The following is a 15,714-nucleotide window of genomic DNA, read 5'->3' as shown; positions in this document are numbered from 1 at the left end:
CGGTTCAGGAGACGGTGGCGGCGGGCGGTGTCCAACGGCGTTTGCGGGAGACCGAGTTGGGGACGCCGTAGTCCTTCTTGAGCTGTTCGGGGATGGCGTAGTGCATGACGCGGCCGCGGGTGAGGGAGGACAGCTCCAGGACGGTGGTGAGGTGGCCGAGGCGGTCCAGCGCCCAGGCGCCGAGCGGGGAGTGGTCCTCGATGGTCTCCAGGACGCCGAGGAGGTGGGGCACTGCCTTGACGACGGTGTCCCACGGGGTGCGCGGCACCCGGAGCCAGTCGGCGCAGGTGGGGCCGACGAGGTGGCGGATGAGGGCGGAGACGATCGGGTCGAAGAAGGTCCCGGGGACGATCTCCTCGTAGAGGTCGATGAGTTGGCGGGTCAGGTGCGCGCCCTCCTCGGACGGGCCCATGTGCCGGACCATGTACAGGTCGAGGAACTGGCGTGCTTCCTCAAGGGACTTGGGGACCGCGTCCTGGTCGACGCCGAGCATGGCGCCGACCACGCGCCAGGCGTAGTAGTAGGCCTCCGCGCCCTCCGTCGACATGTGGATACCGAGGCGGTGCAGGCTGTCCAGGACGAGCATCGAGAAGAACATCTGCCCGCCGATCATGTCCTCCTGACAGATCGGCGTCCCCGACTCGCCTGTGTCCCAACGGTTCTCGCGGACGAGGTGGTGGCGGATGGAGGCGTGCAGGAGGCGGACCTTCTGCGCGGCGGGGATGAAGCGGCTGCCGGCCTCGAAGGCGCCGGGCTGCATCAGATAGACGGTGAACTGCCCTGTCTCCGCCATGCGTTTGGAGGGGTACTTCAGCCCGTGGGTGGCCGACAGGAGCTTCGCCACGGTCGGGACGACGTAGCAGGCGGGCATGGAGGCGAAGGACAGGGCGGTCGAGATGTGCACGTTGTTGTCGATGAAGAACAGCCGGGCCCTCTCCATCTCGCCCCAGTCGACCCAACTCGGCGGCGCGCTCGTGGCGTTGAGGTACTCCAGCGCCACATCGGGCAGGCCGTCCGGCAGCGGGGCGCCCGCGACGGAGACGTAGCGCATGAGGGTGTTGAACTTGCCCACCTCCCCGCGGTCGAACAGGGCGGCGACGGTCGCGTCGGCGAGTTCGTCACCGGCTTCGCGCAGGCCGTCCATCGACGTCTCGGTGTACGTCATCGAGGTCTCGGTGTACGTCACTGTGGACTCCTCGTCGTTCGCGGGTCAGGAGAGGCGGACCGTCGCCGAGTGCGCGAGCGCGGTCAGCGCGGCCTCGGCGGGGGCGGGGACATCCAGTTCGTGAAGGGCGTCGAGCGCTTCCTCGACCCGGGCGGTGATCATGCCCTCGACCCGGTCGGGTGCCTTCAGCCGGCGCATCGTCTCGCGCACCGTGTCCAACTCCGCCCCGTCCAGACCGCGTTGGCCCATGAGTGCGCGGAGCCGTTCCCGGTCCTCGGCACCCGCGGTGCGCCAGGTCTCCGCGAGGAGGGCGGTGGGCCGGTGGCCGCGCACGTCGTCGGCGCTGGCCTTGCCGGTGTGTTCCGGGTTCCCGAACAGACCGAGGACGTCGTCCCGCAACTGGAAGGCCTCGCCCAGCGGCAGCCCGTACGCCGAGTAGCCCTCACGCAGCCGCCCGCCGGCGCCTGCGAGCGCGCCGCCGATCAACAGGGGCTGTTCCACGGTGTACTTGGCGGTCTTGTACCGGATCACCTTCAGGGACGCGGCGGTGTCCGGCTCGGCCCCGGTCCGCAGGATCTCCAGGCACTCCCCCGCGATCAACTCCCTTGCCAGCACGGCCCACAGCGGTCGGGCCCGGGCGAGATACGCCGCCGGCAGACCGCTGGTGGTGAACAACTGCCCTGCCATGCCCATCAGTAGATCGCCGACCAGCATGGCGAGGGACCTGGCGGCCGCGACGGCCCGCGGGCGACGGCGTACGGCGGCGCGCAGCGCGATGTGGGCGGTGGGGCGGCCGTGCCGCAGCGGGCTGTCGTCGATGAGGTCGTCGTGCACGACCGCGGCCGCGTGCACCAGTTCCATCGAGGCCGCGGCCCGCACCAGCGCGTCGCTGTCGGGCTGCCCCACCGCGCGCCAGCCCCAGTAACAGAACGCCGCCCGCAGCCGTTTGCCGTCCACGACCGCGGCCTCCAGCTGCCCGGCGACCGGCTCCAGCGCCGGGTCGATCTCCGCGAACCGCTCGGCCTCCTCGGCCACGAACCGCTGGAGCACCTGGTCGACGCGACCCTTGAAAGAGGCCGGCTCCCAGCGCTCAGACACCATCGGCGGCGGCCTGCCGGGCCAGGGCGTGCCGGGCCAGGGTCTCCAGATGGGCCGGGGGTACGGCGGTGTACCGGTCGAGCACCAGGCGCCCGCGCGCCGCCAGTTCGTGCTCGGCGTCCGCCGCCAGCTCCGCGGCGTCCGACCGGCGCAGCAGCCCCCGTACGGCCCCCAGGGTCGAGCCCACCACCGACCCCACGGCCGATCCCACCGTGCTCACCGCCAGCTCGGCCAATCCGGCCACCAGCAACAACGCCCGCTCGTCCAGACCCTCATGACCCTCGTGCCGCTCCGCCGCTGGCGCCATGCCGCTCCTCACCCGTAGTACTTCCGGGCGACACCGATCACCCGCCCTCCTGTCAGGATCGCGACAGCCCGGGCACCCGAGAGAAGAAACTCACGATCGAGTGATCACTTCGCTCGACCGTACGGACAACACCCGAGGCAGGCGTCCGGCCGACGCGACAAACGCCCACCGACCGCCTCCCGACCGCCCAGTTCGGCGAAAACCACGCACATCCCCCAACCGGCGAGTAACGTGCGTGACCCCCGCCGCCCACTCCCTGCGGTCCGCCGCCACGGACCCGAGCCACGCAAGGAGCACGGGATGTCCTACGACCCGTACCCTCCGCATGATTCGTACCGCCCGGATGATGTGCGTTCGTCATCCGACCCGTACACCCCGTACGACCCCGAGACCGTCCCGTACACCCCGTACGACCCGGACTCCGACCCCTACACCCCGTACGACCACGCACCACCCCCGACTCCACCCCAGCCCCCGCCCCCGCGCCCCTCCCCACCCACCGTCACCTACCCCTGGCAGCCACCCCCGCCCCCGCCCGAACGCCGCCGCCTCCCCCGTCGCCCCGCCCTCGGCAACCACAGCGATCTACGCATCCTGCGCGGCGCGTACCGCCGTCAACGGCGGGTGGCGACCGCCGCCGCGCTCGGCTACTTCTGCCTCTTCCTCGGTCTCTCCGCGTTCGCGCCCGCCCTGATGGCGAGCACCGCGACCGGCGGTGTGCCCACCGGGCTGCTGCTCGCGCTGGTCCAACTGCCCGTCACCTGGCTGGCGATAGGGCTCTACGAGCACACGGCCCGCCGCCGCGTCGACCCGCTCGCGGACCGCTTCCGCAAACAGGCCGAACTGGACGCGAGACGGGAGGCGGCACGATGACCGCGCCGACCACGACGACCGCGCTGACCGGTCTCCGGGACTCCTCGCAGACCATGTCGCTGGTGGCCTTCACCACCGTCGCCACGATCACGCTGCTGCTGTGTGTGATGACGGGCCCCGACCGCGACGACCTCGACGAGTTCTACACGGGGTACGGCTCCCTCTCCCCGCTGCGCAACGGCCTTGCCATAGCGGGTGACTACATCTCCGCGGCGAGCGTGCTGGGCACCGGCGGGGTGATCGCCCTGTACGGCTACGACGGCGTCGTCCTCGCGCTGAGCACGGCCCTGTCGCTGATGCTGCTGATGTTCCTGCTGGCCGAACCGCTGCGCAACGCGGGCCGGTTCACGATGGGCGACGCGCTCGCCCGCCGGATGCCGGGTCGGTCCGTACGGATCGTCGCGTGCGCGGTGACGATCATCGCGCTGCTGCCGCTGATGCTGGTGCAACTCGCGGGCGCGGGACAGCTGTTGGCGTTCATCCTCGGCTTCTCCAGCGACTTCCTGCAGACCGGCTGCATCATCGGCCTGGGCGCGCTGATGATCAGCTACGCGGCGATCGGCGGCATGAAGGGCACCGCGCTCATCCAGATCCTGAAGATCGTGATGCTGCTCGGGTCGGGAGCCGTGATCGCCGTGCTCCTGCTGAACCGGTTCCACTGGGACCTGGGTTCGTTCTTCGACACGGCGGCGGAGCGCAGCGGCGCCGGACCGGCCTTCCTGCACTCGGGACTTCAGTTCGCGGGCGGACCGAGTCCCCGGCTGGACATGATCAGTTCGCAGTTGACGGTCGTCATCGGCGGCGCCTGTCTCCCGCACATCACGATGCGCATGTACACCGCGTCGAGCGCCCGGCAGGTGCGGCGGTCGATGTCGTGGGCGGTGTCGAGCGTGGCTCTGTTCGTGGTGATCGTGACGGTCGTCGGGTTCGGCGCGACGGCGCTGCTCGGCCGGACGGCGATCGCGCAGGCCGACCCGCAGGGCAACACGGCGTATCTCCTCGGCTCCCGGGCGGTGTTCGGGACCAGCATGTCGACGGCGGAGACCCTCCTGTTCACCACCGTCACCACGGCCGTCTTCCTCACCCTGCTCGCCTCCGTCGCCGGGATGATCCTCGCCTGTGCCAACTCCCTTGCCCACGACGTCTTCGCGACCCGGGTCCAGGAGATGCCGGTCCGCCGCGAGATGACACTGGCCCGCTACTCGGCGCTGGCGGTGGGCATCCCGGCGATCCTGCTCGCGACACTGATCCAGCACCGGGGCCTGCAACCCCTCGTCACCCTGTCCTTCTGCCTGGGCGCCTCGGCCATAGCGCCCGCCCTCGTCTACGGCCTCTTCTGGCGCCGCTACACCCGAACGGGCCTGCTCAGCACGCTCATTGGCGGCACCCTCGCCGTCCTGCTGCTGATGCCGGGCACCAACCTGGTCTCCGGCTCGCCCGCCGCCGCCTTCCCGAACGCCGACTTCAACTGGTTCCCGTTCACCACGACGGGCCTCGTCACGATCCCCCTCGGCTTCGCCTGCGGCTGGCTGGGCACGGTCGTCTCGGGCCGCCGCGAGGAGGAGGAACAGCGCAGGCGGTACGACGAGATGGAGGGGTGGATCCTGGCGGGCGCGGTACGGAGGGACAGCGGCGCGACAGACGAGGAGACACCGCATGACCGACGCAAAAGCCCCGCGTGACCGGCGTCATAGCCGTGCATGACTCGTTCTTTGCCACACCACCACCTCGACTCCCGCTGTTCACCGCTCCTTTCCAGACTCTGCACGTCCGAGCGTGAACGTCCCTGCATTCCAGCGGGAGTTGAACATGAGCCACGGCCACAGTCACGGCGACCACGGTCACCACCACCATCACCACCACGGGGACGGCGACTCCTCGTCGCTGCCGCCCGCCCTCGACACGTCCGTACCGGACGAGGAGTTGACGCCCGGTCAGCTGTCGCGGAGAGGCATGCTGCGCCGAACGGGCCTGCTGGGCGCGGGACTCGCGGCGGGCGGCGTGCTCGCCGGCGCGGGGGAGGCAGCCGCGTCGGTACAGCAGCACGCATCCAAGTCACCCAAGGGCAACGGCGGTTACCTGTGGCTGGCGGGCGACCATCACATCCACACCCAGTACAGCAGCGACGCGAAGTACCGGGTCATCGACCATGTACGCCAGGCGAACGCGCACGGCCTGGACTGGATGGTCATCACCGACCACGGCAGCGTCGCGCACGCCAAGATCGGTGTGGAGAAGGTCAATCCGGACATCGTCGAGGCCCGTGACCAGACCGACGACACCCTCGTCTTCCAGGGCCTGGAGTGGAACATCCCGGGCGCCGAGCACGGCACGGTCTTCGTGCACCCCGGCTCCAACGAGGTGGCCGTGCTCAAGGAGTTCGAGAACTCCTTCGACGGCAGCGTGAAGAACGCGAGCGGCAACTCGCCCGCCAACGAGGCCCTCGCCATCGCGGGCGTCAACTTCCTCGCCGACCAGGTCCGCCGCCGCAAGGTCAAGGACGCGCTGTTCCTCGCCAACCACCCCGCCCGCAAGGGCATCGACTCCCCGCACGAGATCCGCGGCTGGCGCGACGCGCAGCCCTCGATCGCCGTCGGCATGGAGGGCGCCCCCGGCCACCAGGCGGGCGGCATCCCGAAGCCGAACGGCCCGGGCGGCGGACGCGGCATCTACGACGGCAGCCCGAGCGCGGACTCCTTCCCCGGTTACCCGCTGGAGAGTTACCGCACCTGGGGCGGCTTCGACTGGATGACGTCGACGGTCGGCGGCCTGTGGGACAGCCTCCTCGCCGAGGGCAAGCCCTGGTGGATCACCGCCAACTCCGACTCCCACAACGTCTACGCGGACACGGCCGTACGCGGCCCGGGCGGCGACTTCAACGCCAACGGCCGCTACGAGGACCCCGTTTACGGCACCGGCATCAGCCTCACCGACACCGACTTCTGGCCCGGCCAGTACTCCCGCACGCACGTCGGCGCGACCTCCTTCGCGTACAAGGCGGTCATGGACGGCATCCGCGCGGGCCGCGTCTGGGTCGACCACGGCGGTCTGATCAGCGGCCTCGACGCCCGCCTGTCCTACGGCGGCCGCGAGGTCACCCTCGGCGGCGCACTGCACGTACGCCGAGGCGCCCAGGTGGACCTGACCATCAGGATCAGCCTCGCCAACGGCCCCAACTGGGCCCAGTTCCAGCCCAAGTTGGCCCGAGTCGACGTCATCCAGGGCGACGTCACCGGCCCGGCCAAGGACCGTGACGTGTTCGCCACCCCGGCGACAAAGGTCGTCAAGTCCTTCGAGGTCGACAGGTCCACCGGCACCGTCCGCCTCACGTACTCCCTCGGCCGCCTCGACAAGCCGGTCTACGTCCGCCTCCGCGGCACCGACGGCAACCGCTCCGCCGTAGGCATCAACGGCGCGGCCGTAGACCCCGTAGGCCCCGCGATGGACGTCCTCGGCGACGCCGACCCGTGGAAGGACCTCTGGTTCTACTCCAACCCGATGTGGGTCCTCCCCGCATGACCACCCCCTACGGCCCGTCCGGCGTCCACCCCGTCATCGGGGTGGACGCCGGCACGACCACACTCCGCGAGGCGGACCACCTGATCCGCGACCTGAGAACCACCCTTGGCCTTCCACCGGGGACGGTCGCGTGCACCCACCTGATCCGGACGGACGGGCGAAGGGGCACGGCGGTCTCGCTGGCTCTGCCGGAGGAGGGTTCAGCGGAGGAGGCCTGGCAACGGCTGACGGCGACGGAGATGAGCGCGGCCCTGGGCGACCGTAGACACGGCCCTTCCGAAGCCGCGGTCCTGGCCGCGACCGAGCACGCGTCGCGACGATCGGGCCGGGCGGTGCTGTTCCCGGGCGCGGAACACCTCACGGGCACCGTCCCCTTGGCCGACGTGCTGGAACTGACGGCGATCGACGGGGTGTTCGTGGTGGGCGCCACCTCGGGCGAAGCTCCGGACCCTGTCATACCCGTACACACCCAGGACCACGTACGCCCGGAATGGCGCGAAGGCCGTCTGATCCTGGCCCTGGTCCCGGCGGCGGGCAACACCCTGGCCCCCTTCGAGGTCCCCAACCCGACACCGTGCTGCGCGGATCACCCGTGACTGGGCCTGCCTAGGGGCGCGGGGAACTGCGCGACCAGCCCCCACCGGGCCCGCGCATGACCACAACCGCGCCCCCCTTCACATCACTCCGCCGCAGCCCGCCCCGTAAGCGCCGTCAAACTACTCCGCACATGATCCATATGCGCCTGCACGTCATCCCAGGTCTCCCCATGCTCGCGCAGCACCCGCTCCGTATCCCGAGCAACCCGCTCCGCCCGCACCCGAGCCTCCGCAACCACCTCGGCCGCCCGCTCAGCCGCCTCGTCCTGCCGCCGCCGATCCGACAACTCCGCCTCGGCAAAAGCCTGTTGAGCCTCCCCCAACGCGGCCTCCGCAAGAGCCACCCGCTCGGCATACTCCGCGTCCAGAGCAGCCGCCCGCTCAGCCGCCTCCCGCTCAGCCAAAGCCCACCGCTCCTCGTGCTCCTTGGCCTGCTCCCCCAACATCCCGGCGGTACGCTGCCGCACCTCACGCAACGCGGAAAGCGCCTCCGTCCGCCCCTCCTTCACCTCACGCCGAGCCCCGATCCGCATGTCGTCGGCCTCGGCACGCGCCGCGAGAAGCCGCTGCCGAGCCCGCTCCTCAACCTCCGCACGGAGCTCATCGGCGTGCTCCCGCGCAGCCTGGAGCACACCCGCAGCGTGCGCCTCGGCCTGCGCGACCTCCTCCTCCGCCGCACGCCGCGCGGACTCCCGTAGAGCCGCGGCCTCCTCCACCCCCAACTGGAACAACCGCTGAGCCCGCTCACCCAGCGTCTCGTACGTCTGGGGAGCCAGCCGGGACACGGCATCCCGCAACCGCTCGGCCTCCGCCTCCATGTCCCTGGCCAGTACGGTCAGCCGCGCGGCCCGCTCCCAGGCCACGTCCCGGTACTGCGAGATCGCCGCCGCGTACGCGTCGACCTGGTCGGGGCGGTAGCCGCGCCCCCGTACGGCCACGAAGCCACGTGGTGACACCGATGCGCTGCTCATCCTGGAACCCCTCTCCATCCGACGGACACGACATGATGATTTGCCGCATATCTTGATGGATCGGGCGTAAGTGTTCATAACGCGACACTCCGCAGACAGGTCACGGGCATCACGCGACGCAAAAGGGCCGGACCCGATCACACGACCGGGTCCGGCCCTTCAGTACGCCTTGTTCAGCGGGCCGGCGTCACAACAACCCGTCCCACATCTGCTCCAGCAGCACCGACCACCAGCTCTCCGGCGACCCGAGCGCCGCCGGGTCCAGCGAAGCGAGCTGCGCCTGGAAGTCGACGGTCCAACGACCCGCCTGCTCCTGGTTGAGCCCGTACCGCAGTCGCCACATCCGGCCCAGCAGCGCCAGACAGCGCGCGAACTCGGGCAGCCCCGTGTTCACGAACTGCGGCGGTACGGGCGCACCGCCCGGCCCCGCCTCCACGGGCACGGCGACGATGTTGGCCGTGCCGTACTGGACGCAGATCGCGCGGCCGAAGTCGCTGCCCATGACGAGGTACGAGCCCGCGTCGGCGGACGGCCGCACCCCGCGCTCCTGCGCGAGTTCGGCCAACGTCGGTACGGGGCGCCCCGGTTGGGCCTGCGCCCAGAAGAACGGGCCCATGTCCATCGGCAGTCCCGCCGCGACCAGCGTGTGCGCGACGACCGGCGGTACGCCCTGCCGGGACACCGCCGCCTGCTCGAACCGGAACACTCCCGGACCGAACGCGCCCGCCAGTTCCTGCGCGATCGCCTCCGGCGGGATCGGCGGCGTCGGATGCACCGGCGGCAACGGTGCCCGCACCGGGGCGAGTCGGGCCGGCCCGTCGGCGACCTGGTGCAACTCGCCCTGGTGGGCGAGGAGTTCGCGCATCCCCTGCTGCCGGCTCGCGTGATCCGTGCCGTACGGCGCGATGCTCGCGATGCGGGCCTGCGGCCACTGTTCGCGGATCATCCGCGCGCAGTACGCGCCCGGCAGTTCGCAGGACTCCAACTCCGTGTGCAGTTCGAGTACTTGGTCCGGCGGGATGTTCATGCCGCGCAGCTCGTGGAAGATCTGCCACTCCGGGTGCGGCGTCCCCGGCGCGGACCGCCGGATCAGCTGCTGCTCGGAACCGTCCGGCGCGCGGTACCGCAACACGGCCTGATAACCCGGTCCTACGGTCGGCTGCCCCTGCTGCGGATAGCCGTAGGCAGGCTGCTGCTGACCAGGGAACGGCTGCCCGGGCGCGGGCTGACCGGGCATCTGCTGCCCCGGGGGCGGCATGGCACCCGGAGGCATCGCTCCGGGCGGCACGGCACCCGGCGCCATCGGCTGCGGCGGAGCACCCGGCGGCATACCGGGGCCGCCCACCGGGGGCCCGGCGAGCATGGTCTCCGCATGGTGCACGGCACCGGGGGCGTTCGGCGGCTGAGGCGCGCCGGGCGAGCCAGGGGCACCCTGACCAGCGGGTGCGCCGGGAGTACCGGGCGGCTTGGGCGCACCCGGGGCACCCGGCGGCCTCGGCCCCGCACCCCCAGGCCCACCCGGTCCCGGGTCGGCAAGCATCGTCGCGGCATGGTGCACCCCACCCGGAGGCGTACCCCCAGGAGTGCTCGGAGCACCAGGCGCACCCGGTGCACCGGGCGGCTGCGGAGCACCAGGCCCGTCCGGACCGAGCCCCGAGACCATCTGCGTCGCCACATACCCACCGCCCGGCGGCGGAGGAGGCGGCGGCGAGGCGGGCGCCCCGCCCGGCCGCGCACCCGGCGTCCCCGGAGCACCCGGCGGCGGAGGCGTGGTCGACCCCCCGCCCCGGCGCGGCGGAGGCGCCGCCTTGCTGGTCGCGGCGTCGGCGATGTCCCCGGCGTTGGGCGCGAGCGCCCGCCCCGGCACCCCGGGCCCACCAGGAGGCTGAGGCACGTTACCGGCCCCGCCCGGCCCCTGCGGATACCCGTAGGAGGACGAACCCGGCTGAGGCGCACCCGGAGCGCCACCCGGAGGCGGCGGAGTACCCGGAGCACCGGCCCCTTGGGGATACCCGTACGACGGCGGAGCCGGCTGAGGCGCACCCTGCGGATACCCGTACGACGGAGGCGTGTTGCCCTGAGCCGCACCCCCAGGTCCACCAGGCCCCTGCGAACCCCCGCCCCCACCACCGGAGTTGGAGTTGGAACCGGATCCGGAGTTGGAGTTGGAGTTGGAGTCATCCAGCGCCGGAGCCTGTGTCGTACGCGGGAGTTGGCTGCCGCCGGAGATCAGCGCGGTCTTGGCGTCGGACGGGGTGTTGTCCTCGGGCTCCCGCAGCGGCGGCGCGAAAACGGTCGCGGGCAGCGGTACCGAACGGTCCTCGCCGGCATCCGCGTTGGTGTCGGTCCCGGCCCAGGGAGTCGCCCCGGCAGGCACGGCGGGCGCGTCGTCCGGCACCCCGGACCCGCCGGCGTCGGGCCACGCCGAAGCGGCGGGCACCCCGGCCTGCGTCTCCGGCAGCGAACTCCGAGCCGAACCCTGAGGCGACGAACCCGGCGCCCCAACACCCGCCCCCGCAGCGGGAGTCGAGGCCGAGGCCGACTCCCCCCGCCGGTCCGGAATCCCCAGCTTGTCCGCCGCCTCCTGCAACCACTCCGGTGGACTCAGCAGGAACGACGTCTGGTTGAGGTCCACCCGTGCGGGAGCCGCCGGTACGGCGTCGGCGACCTCGTCGGAGCGGCCGTACTCCTCCTCGTAGCGGCGGACGACCTCGCCCACCGGCAGCGAGGGCCACAGGGTGGCCTCGCCGCTGTCGCGGGCGAGCACCAGCCGTTGCGAGCCGCCGTCCGAACGCGGTCCGTCGGCGCGGTCCTCGGCCCAGATCACGAAGCCGAGTTCGAACTCCCGCACCCGCACCTCGCGATGCTGGTACGAGGGCACATCGCCGTTGATCCACTCCTCGGCGCGCTCCTGCGCCTGCGCGAAGGTCACCATCGTTCAGCTCACTCCCCCACCGAAGACGCGGAAGCCGCGGAAGCCGCCGAAGAGGCCGCCGGCACCGGAAGCACCGTCGCGAACCCGCCGTCCACCATCAGATTGGCCACCGTCTCCAACTCCGGGGGATTTCCCGCGAGTCGGGCCAGGAACTGGTCAAAGTCGTCCCCGACGGGCAGCAGCAGCCGCTCCACGCGCAGGGCCGGCGCCCAGGACGGATCGACGTCGCGGGCGTCGTCGTAGGCACAGAACCACACGGAACCGATCCGCTGCCCCTTCACCTTCACGGCGAGCAGGCCGCCCTGGACGAAGCCGACGGCCAGGTAGTCCTTGGTGAGATGGTCGCGCAGGCATTTGTTGATGTAGACGAGGTCGTTGACGGCGGCCTCGTCGCGCACAGTGAAGAACGGCTGGTCGATCAGCAGCCCCAACTCGGCGTCCAGCGCGGTCCCGACGGGCGCGCAGCCGCCGGCCGCCTTGAGGAACGACCGGTAGGCACCCGGGAGTCGGTAGCCGAGGTCCTCCTCGACGCCCTGCACCTGCGCCTCGGTCACCGTCACCGTCGACTTCGGCAGTCCGAAGTGCGCGGGGCGGGTCTCCTGGAGCGGGCGGGTGCCGCGCTTGTCGTGGTCGACGGCGGCCGTGGCGATCCCGCCGTGGTGGCGCAGCAGCGCCTTCACGTCGACGGGGACGAGTTCGAGGCGCCGGGTGCCGACCACGTGGTGCCAGGTCCAGCCGTGCGGGGTGGCCACGGCGGGCACGGTGTCCCACAACTCATGACCGGTCGCGGCGAGGGCCGCGTTCGCCGACACATAGTCCGTGAGGCGCAGTTCGTCGACCCCGAAGCCCTCCGGGGGCTCGGCGATCTCCGCGAACGCGCGCGCGTACGGCGAGAAGTCGGGGTAGCCGTGCTCGTCCATCCGCACCCCTCTGGGGTGACGGGCCGCCCGGACCGGGTCCGGGAAGTGCACGACCTGCCCGGCGTAGGCCGCGTTCGGTGGCGCGGCTCGCTGCCCGAGCCGACCTGTCGTCATGGCGGTTGCCCCCTGCGGCATTCAGTACGATTCACAGCGGCCGCATGTCCAACTCGCCCCACTGTGCCCCGTATCGACTGTCTCGTCTTCTTGACGTCTTAGTTCGACCGTCTCCCCGCGTGTCTCCACGCGTCGACCGCGTGGAACGCGGTGCGGACAGCCTATGCGGTACGACGACACCGGTCACCGGCAGCGGTCGGCCGCACCCCCTCACCGCACCCCTCACCGAACGCACCGCACCCGTCACCGAACCCTCACTTCCGTGACCTGACGTCACTCCGTCGTGACAGCCCGCCGAAGCCCTGGCGTGTCGCACCGCCCCAGCTACCGCACCAGCCACGGCATTTGGCACTCTGTGACGCGCCGGGGGATGCTCGGGAGGGGATGACGATCATGAACGCGACGCAGACGGGGCCGCACACCGGGGCGCACACCGGACCTTCAGGCGACCCCCGGGTCGGCTGGAGCGCCACCGAGGCCCGGCAGGCACCGGCCCTCAACCACCGCCGTGACGGCATACTTCCGACCGTCGCCGCCGCCCTCTCCGTGCGCGGCGCCACCACTCTCACCGGCACCGCCGCCCGCGGCGACCAGGCACCCGCGCTGCACCCGCTCGTGCAGGACTTCCTCGACACCCTCACCAGCGCCCAGCGCGACCGTTTCACCGGCCGCTGCGCCGAGGCGATCCTCATCTCCCGCCACATCACCACCGCCGACGAGGCCCGCAGCAAGCGCGCCGCACGGAAGCCGATGACCAACGGCGAGGCCCGCAAGACCCTCAAGCAGGCCAAGCTCACCGCCCGCCGCATCCGCGAGGACGGCGACCCCCTGCACGGCAGCTTCGCGACCCCCTGCCGGGCCTGCACAGCCCTGAGCGCCCACTTCGGCGTCCGAGTCGTAGACCCCACGACAGAAACGGGCTGAACCCCACCCCCGCAACACCACCGCACCACCGCACCACCGCACCACCGCACCACCGCACCACAAGACTTCAGCACCACCGCACCACATCGCTACCGCCCCACCGCGCCACCGCACCACCGTCCCTGACGCCGACGATCGAAGGCAGATGCACGCCGACCGCCACTACTCCACGCGCTTCTCCGTACCCGTCGACGCCGCCCTGCGCGAGGCCGGCTGGCAGCCCGGCCGCTGGGACATAAAACAGGCCGAAATCTGGGCGGACACCCTGCGCGACCACACCTCGCCCGCAGGACACCAGCACGCCGTGTTCCCGGCGGCGGTGGAGGCCTGGGCCGAGTTCGGCGGCCTGCGCATCACGCCCTCCGGCCCCGGCCGCCAGATCTCCCCCGTGACACTCCACCTGGACCCACTGCACGGCCTCCACATGGCCCGCACCCTCGGCGACCTGGGCCGAGCCCTGGACACCGACGTCAGCCCCTTGGGCGAGGAGCCGGACACCCAGTCCCTGCTGGCCATCGACTCCGAGGGCCGCGTCTACGCCCTCGACCACACCGGCGACTGGTACCTGGGCCCCGACATCGACCAGGCCCTGGCCACCCTGATCTCGGGCATAGAGCCGGTACGACTCACAGCCGGCTGACCTGAGCCCAGCGGACGGCAGGCCACGTACGGCGGCAAGGTGTCGTGTCGGGGGGTGTCCGCCCGCAGCGGTCGGCGCTCAACACCGTCGTCCTCTTGAGGAACGTTCCCGCGCCGATCCGAGGACGGAGACCCCCCGGCGCGGCACCGACCGACAACAACGAGGCCGCACCCCCACCCACCCAGGGGCGCGAGGAACTGCGCGACCAGCCCCCACCGGACCCGCACCCGCACCCGACAACTCAAGCCGCCGGAATCACCGCAGACACCCGAAACCCACCCGCATCCGTAGGCCCGGAAACAAACACCCCGCCCAACGCGAGCACCCGCTCCCGCATCCCCACCAGCCCGTTCCCCCCAGAGGGCAACCGCGCCGCCGAAGCAGACGCCGGCTCAGGCGGCGGCTCGTTCTCGACCTGCATCGCGATCTCCGACACCCGGTGCGCGAGCCGTACATGCGTCTTCGCACCCGCCGCGTGCTTGTGGACGTTGGTCAACGCCTCCTGCACCACCCGGTACGCGGTCTGCTCGATCTCCGCCGCATAAGAACGCGTCTCACCCTCCACGGACAGATCCACGGCCATCCCGGCCGCAGCCGACTGCCCGAGCAACTCGTCCACGTCCGACAGACAGGGCCCGTCCCCCACACCGTCGTCGTCGACAGCCCGAGAAGCCGCAGCCGCAGCCGCAGCCGCCACACCCACCGCGACCAGCGGTACGGCCGCCCGCTCCCGAGCCTCCCGCCCGTCACCACTCCTCAACACCCCGAGCATCTCCCGGAGTTCGGTGAGCGCCTGCCGCCCCATGTCCCCCACGAGCGCGGCGTTCTTGACGGCCTTCTCAGGATCCTTGCGAGCCACCGCCTGAAGCGCCGCCGCATGCACGACCATCAGACTCACCCGATGCGCCACGACGTCGTGCATCTCCCGCGCGATCCGGGTCCGCTCCTCACCCCGCGCCCACTCGGCCCGCTCCTCGGCACGTTCCGCGAGGAGTTGGAGTTCCCGCTCCAGGCTGTCCGCGCGCTCCCGGAGGCTCTCCATCAGCCGGCGCCGGGCGCCGACGTACATACCGAGCAGAACGGGCGGCGCGGTCATCCCGACCGCGGTGGTGATCGAGGCGAACGGGAGGAACCAGTCCCCGAGTTCCCAGGTCCCGCGCTGCATGTCCTGCCGTACCCGCACGAACATGACGATGAGCATGCCGAGGAACGACATCCCGGCCAGCGATCCGATGATCCGGCGCGGCAGTTCGGACGCGGCGAGGGTGTACAGGCCGACGATGCCCATCAGGTAGCCCATCTGGGCCGGGGTGATGGCGATGGAGACAAGCACGACCGCGATCGGCCACTTCCGCCGGACGATCAGCGCCGACCCGGCCAGCACCCCGAAGACAACTCCCACCGCGGCCGGGATCCCCGCGTCGTGTGCGAACCGGACCCCCTCCGCCCCGCACTCCGCGGCGGACCCCGCCGCGAGCCCCGTGTCCAGCACCGCACTGCGCCACCTGGTCCACCACCACGGCCCTCCCCGGGCCGTGGCATGGTCTTCCCCCGTCGTGGTCATGCCTCCAGCCTACGGGCGTTCAGGCCCGCTTTTCCGGCGAGTTTCCGCGACTGGCCTACACCACAGCGCGTAATCGAACAGCCACGAA

General features: G+C 71.5%; 13 protein-coding genes. 6 read left to right on the top strand and 7 right to left on the bottom strand.

Features of this window, described 5'->3' with window-relative positions; all coding sequences use genetic code 11:
- Positions 1 to 4: 4 nt before the first annotated feature.
- Genes OG714_RS29895 through OG714_RS29885 form a run of 3 tightly spaced genes read right to left on the bottom strand, consistent with a single transcriptional unit; the run spans position 5 to position 2,570 of the window.
- The gene (locus OG714_RS29895; RefSeq protein WP_406132002.1) at positions 5 to 1,165 is read right to left on the bottom strand and encodes an oxygenase MpaB family protein; all 1,161 of its coding nucleotides are present in this window, start codon (positions 1,163 to 1,165) and stop codon (positions 5 to 7) included.
- A 45-nt stretch (positions 1,166 to 1,210) separates the two neighbouring features.
- Entirely contained in the window at positions 1,211 to 2,266 is a 1,056-nt protein-coding gene (locus OG714_RS29890) for a polyprenyl synthetase family protein (protein WP_406125590.1), read from the bottom strand.
- Positions 2,256 to 2,570, bottom strand: a complete 315-nt coding sequence (locus tag OG714_RS29885; RefSeq protein WP_406125588.1) for a polyprenyl synthetase — start codon at positions 2,568 to 2,570, stop codon at positions 2,256 to 2,258. The genes OG714_RS29890 and OG714_RS29885 overlap by 11 nt, the downstream gene beginning before the upstream one ends.
- A gap of 348 nt (positions 2,571 to 2,918) precedes the next feature.
- Here OG714_RS29885 and OG714_RS29880 point away from each other — a divergent pair, with 348 nt between their 5' ends.
- The 4 genes from OG714_RS29880 (at position 2,919) to OG714_RS29865 (ending at position 7,558) form a co-directional block, all read left to right on the top strand.
- Complete coding sequence (locus OG714_RS29880) at positions 2,919 to 3,443, top strand: DUF485 domain-containing protein (RefSeq protein ID WP_406132001.1); 525 nt, start codon at positions 2,919 to 2,921, stop codon at positions 3,441 to 3,443.
- Positions 3,440 to 5,125 (top strand): cation acetate symporter, encoded by a 1,686-nt coding sequence (locus tag OG714_RS29875; RefSeq protein WP_406125587.1) that lies wholly within the window; start codon positions 3,440 to 3,442, stop codon positions 5,123 to 5,125. The genes OG714_RS29880 and OG714_RS29875 overlap by 4 nt, the downstream gene beginning before the upstream one ends.
- A 127-nt stretch (positions 5,126 to 5,252) precedes the next feature.
- Positions 5,253 to 6,962, top strand: a complete 1,710-nt coding sequence (locus tag OG714_RS29870) for a PHP domain-containing protein (protein WP_406125585.1) — start codon at positions 5,253 to 5,255, stop codon at positions 6,960 to 6,962.
- The gene (locus tag OG714_RS29865) at positions 6,959 to 7,558 is read left to right on the top strand and encodes a hypothetical protein (protein ID WP_406125583.1); all 600 of its coding nucleotides are present in this window, start codon (positions 6,959 to 6,961) and stop codon (positions 7,556 to 7,558) included. Before OG714_RS29870 ends, OG714_RS29865 begins: the two co-directional genes overlap by 4 nt.
- An 83-nt stretch (positions 7,559 to 7,641) precedes the next feature.
- Here OG714_RS29865 and OG714_RS29860 read toward each other — a convergent pair whose 3' ends face one another.
- From OG714_RS29860 to OG714_RS29850, 3 genes are all read right to left on the bottom strand, one after another.
- Entirely contained in the window at positions 7,642 to 8,529 is an 888-nt protein-coding gene (locus OG714_RS29860; RefSeq protein ID WP_406125582.1) for a cellulose-binding protein, read from the bottom strand.
- Between the two features lie 187 nt (positions 8,530 to 8,716).
- Positions 8,717 to 11,464 (bottom strand): SUKH-4 family immunity protein, encoded by a 2,748-nt coding sequence (locus tag OG714_RS29855; protein WP_406125580.1) that lies wholly within the window; start codon positions 11,462 to 11,464, stop codon positions 8,717 to 8,719.
- 8 nt (positions 11,465 to 11,472) lie between these two features.
- On the bottom strand, positions 11,473 to 12,498 hold the full coding sequence (locus tag OG714_RS29850; RefSeq protein ID WP_406125578.1) for an SMI1/KNR4 family protein: 1,026 nt from the start codon (positions 12,496 to 12,498) through the stop codon (positions 11,473 to 11,475).
- Between the two features lie 384 nt (positions 12,499 to 12,882).
- Between OG714_RS29850 and OG714_RS29845 the strand changes: the two genes are divergently transcribed.
- Together OG714_RS29845 and OG714_RS29840 are read left to right on the top strand one after the other, a co-directional pair.
- The gene (locus tag OG714_RS29845) at positions 12,883 to 13,422 is read left to right on the top strand and encodes a YwqJ-related putative deaminase (RefSeq protein WP_406125577.1); all 540 of its coding nucleotides are present in this window, start codon (positions 12,883 to 12,885) and stop codon (positions 13,420 to 13,422) included.
- A 145-nt stretch (positions 13,423 to 13,567) separates the two neighbouring features.
- Positions 13,568 to 14,062 carry an SUKH-3 domain-containing protein gene (locus tag OG714_RS29840; protein WP_406125575.1) on the top strand — a complete coding sequence of 165 codons (495 nt, stop codon included), beginning with the start codon at positions 13,568 to 13,570 and terminating at the stop codon, positions 14,060 to 14,062.
- Between the two features lie 241 nt (positions 14,063 to 14,303).
- Here OG714_RS29840 and OG714_RS29835 read toward each other — a convergent pair whose 3' ends face one another.
- Positions 14,304 to 15,626, bottom strand: a complete 1,323-nt coding sequence (locus OG714_RS29835; RefSeq protein WP_406125574.1) for a sensor histidine kinase — start codon at positions 15,624 to 15,626, stop codon at positions 14,304 to 14,306.
- Positions 15,627 to 15,714: the final 88 nt, after the last annotated feature.

This window comes from Streptomyces sp. NBC_00989 (assembly GCF_045162655.1).
Classification (GTDB): Bacteria; Actinomycetota; Actinomycetes; order Streptomycetales; family Streptomycetaceae; genus Streptomyces.
The sequence above is the reverse complement of the archived record's forward strand: the minus strand, read 5'-3'. Positions and strand labels throughout refer to the sequence as shown.

Excerpts from the sequence above, each read along its gene's own strand:
- OG714_RS29865 (WP_406125583.1), top strand. The coding sequence starts at position 6,959 with ATGACCACCCCCTACGGCCCGTCCGGCGTCCACCCCGTCATCGGGGTG.
- OG714_RS29845 (WP_406125577.1), top strand. The coding sequence starts at position 12,883 with ATGACGATCATGAACGCGACGCAGACGGGGCCGCACACCGGGGCGCAC.
- OG714_RS29835 (WP_406125574.1), bottom strand. The coding sequence starts at position 15,626 with ATGACCACGACGGGGGAAGACCATGCCACGGCCCGGGGAGGGCCGTGG.
- OG714_RS29855 (WP_406125580.1), bottom strand. The coding sequence starts at position 11,464 with ATGGTGACCTTCGCGCAGGCGCAGGAGCGCGCCGAGGAGTGGATCAAC.
- OG714_RS29840 (WP_406125575.1), top strand. The coding sequence starts at position 13,568 with ATGCACGCCGACCGCCACTACTCCACGCGCTTCTCCGTACCCGTCGAC.
- OG714_RS29895 (WP_406132002.1), bottom strand. The coding sequence starts at position 1,165 with ATGACGTACACCGAGACGTCGATGGACGGCCTGCGCGAAGCCGGTGAC.
- OG714_RS29870 (WP_406125585.1), top strand. The coding sequence starts at position 5,253 with ATGAGCCACGGCCACAGTCACGGCGACCACGGTCACCACCACCATCAC.
- OG714_RS29890 (WP_406125590.1), bottom strand. The coding sequence starts at position 2,266 with ATGGTGTCTGAGCGCTGGGAGCCGGCCTCTTTCAAGGGTCGCGTCGAC.
- OG714_RS29885 (WP_406125588.1), bottom strand. The coding sequence starts at position 2,570 with ATGGCGCCAGCGGCGGAGCGGCACGAGGGTCATGAGGGTCTGGACGAG.
- OG714_RS29860 (WP_406125582.1), bottom strand. The coding sequence starts at position 8,529 with ATGAGCAGCGCATCGGTGTCACCACGTGGCTTCGTGGCCGTACGGGGG.
- OG714_RS29850 (WP_406125578.1), bottom strand. The coding sequence starts at position 12,498 with ATGACGACAGGTCGGCTCGGGCAGCGAGCCGCGCCACCGAACGCGGCC.
- OG714_RS29875 (WP_406125587.1), top strand. The coding sequence starts at position 3,440 with ATGACCGCGCCGACCACGACGACCGCGCTGACCGGTCTCCGGGACTCC.